Source organism: Aerococcus sp. UMB1112A (assembly GCF_030230715.1).
Taxonomy (GTDB): Bacteria; Bacillota; Bacilli; order Lactobacillales; family Aerococcaceae; genus Aerococcus.
This window is the reverse complement of record NZ_JASPDS010000046.1, coordinates 1-2365: the sequence shown is the minus strand read 5'-3', so window position 1 is coordinate 2365 and position 2365 is coordinate 1. Positions and strand designations below refer to the sequence as shown.

General features: G+C 36.3%; 2 protein-coding genes. Both read right to left on the bottom strand.

Features of this window, described 5'->3' with window-relative positions:
• Positions 1-350: 350 nt before the first annotated feature.
• Positions 351-1526 carry a hypothetical protein gene (locus QP860_RS10415; protein ID WP_101868837.1) on the bottom strand — a complete coding sequence of 392 codons (1176 nt, stop codon included), beginning with the start codon at positions 1524-1526 and terminating at the stop codon, positions 351-353.
• 155 nt (positions 1527-1681) lie between these two features.
• Positions 1682-2365: lipid II flippase MurJ (locus QP860_RS10410; protein ID WP_284912778.1), on the bottom strand; the 684-nt coding region annotated here is incomplete at its 5' end.

Genomic DNA, 2365 nt, shown 5'->3' with positions numbered 1-2365 from the left:
ACAAGCCTTTCGTTTGATACTGATGATGTTGTGGTTGACTAAATTATATCAAGCGAACAAAGGCCTTGTGCTTTTTTATTGGCTAAACTATTGAATTTTCAAGGTACGAGCCCACGTTTGCAAGTGAGAAGTTTAAGTACCTCGCTATTGGGTGCTTACGGTGCTTACACAACAAAAAGGCCACTAGGCTATATAGTTTTTGCTAGCTCCAGTGACTAAAAGGGGATGTAAATAAGAAAATGATACTAAGTCTATTTTCTACGGTAATTTTAAACTAATTCTCCATACTACACAAGAACAAAACAAAAGCTTATTTGATTTGGCCTATCCATACACCATGCCCATGAATACTAGAATTCAAACTTAATCTTCCTTTTGACTGATTTTACAGAGTTTTTTGAAGTAATAAAGCTATCCTTTATTACTTGCTCATTACATAAAAAGATCGGAATAAGGATATTGGTTCCCAATTTACTAAAAGTATCTTCTGTAATAGCTGTCAGCATAACGATGATTAGCAGCCATGCGTGGCGGTACAAACCTAGACGGATAAATTTTGAAATTAATCTCCATATTATATACATAAACAATACGAATAAAATCACTCCTCCCATAAAAAAGATTCTGGTATACGAGCTGTCAATATAAAAATATCCTTGGACTTGTTGTCCCTGTCCACCAAAACCAACTTCTGGAATATACTTACCAAATGCACTCGGATGATAATTACTAAATAAAATGTTTTGAAGGTATAATCTATTAGAAGAAATACTGTTCATTTTATAATACATGTTAGTTGCATTGGGTATTATCTTTGAAAGAAATACCATCCCGACAGCTAAAATTTCCACACTAATTAATCCAATTTCAGTAATTTTTTTAATGTTAGGGATCTTATTCAGATTAAAGCAAAAAAGTAAAGCAATTGCTATTAACGCAATAGAATCATTTCTAGCTTGATTGTACTTATTCAATGTAATTGCCAATATAATTATTACTATGGCCCAAATATGATTTGAATTATCAGAGAATGATACCATCGAAAATGAAACAACAGCATATAGAACAAATGCCGCAAAAGTCAAAGGATAGATCATTCCAAACGATTGTCTATAACTTCCATTTTTCCAAAAAAGTAGGTTAGTAATAATTCCAAACTTAGATAGTAAGAAAAGAAAAATCAAACTACAAGTTGTTATTATTGCTGTTAGTTGTAAGACTTTTTTGGGATTTATTAAGCTCCCACCTATCATCAAAAGAATTAAAAATAAGAATTCACTAGTAGCTCCATAGAACATCCATGAAATAAAAGTTACAGCTATACAAATAGCTCCTACAGTTATTTGTTCAACTGTAAATCTATTTGCTAATATTGCCAATACAAACAACAAAATTACTGAAGTGAGCTGAATTTTGAGTACTGGTAGTTTCAACATTGAATAATTTATTATTCCAGACACCAAATTGATAGAAAGAAGTAACAAGAGTATATTCTCTATTAGATCACTTGACTTTTCTCTTATCATCCTCATACTCCATATGCAAATAAAACTATAGTCTAATATATAAATCAGGGATAATGCTAGTGTAGCAATAGATACCACTATTTTGTCAACGAAAACATTTATATCACAAATGCTATCTATATAAAATGTCCGAGAAACTATACACTAGAATATACCTATCGTTTCTTTTTCTCCTTATTAGGATACATCTCTCTGGCTTGATATACTACGGGAGGCTTTAACAATATAATCATCACACCATAGGATATAATCCCAACTACGACTTCGATCAAAAGCCAAAACCAGCTGGCCTTCATGTGCGTGTTCAGCCAAAAGACCGGGACAAACATCACGATCCCTGAAAGCAGGTACTTCCAGCTGCCCGCAAACATCTTTTTGATGTCCAGTGACTTTCTGACCACGAAGAGCTGGTAAGCAGTAACAGAGATTTCTGACAAAACCGTTGACCACATGGCCCCGTTCAGACCCCAAAGGTGGATCAAAGGGAAGTTCATGATAATGTTTACCACGGCCCCAACTGTTACGGAAGTCGTAAAGTCCTTGACCCGGTTGACTGGCAGCAAGTACTGGGTACCGATCACGTTGGACCAGCCGATCATCAGAATAATGATTGATTCAATCAGCATGGCCGGGCCAACCGGGGCGTACTTGGAGCTGTAGTAAAGCGGCGCCAAAGTCATAGAAACGCCGGCAATCCCAAACATCATCGGATAGGCCAGAGCCGATACAAAATCAAAGGATTTGTACAGCATCTTGTGGACTTTTTCCATGTCATGCTGGGCAAAGGCATTGGCCACGTGCGGCAGCATGACTGTCCCCGTCGCCGTGACAAAGGCCAG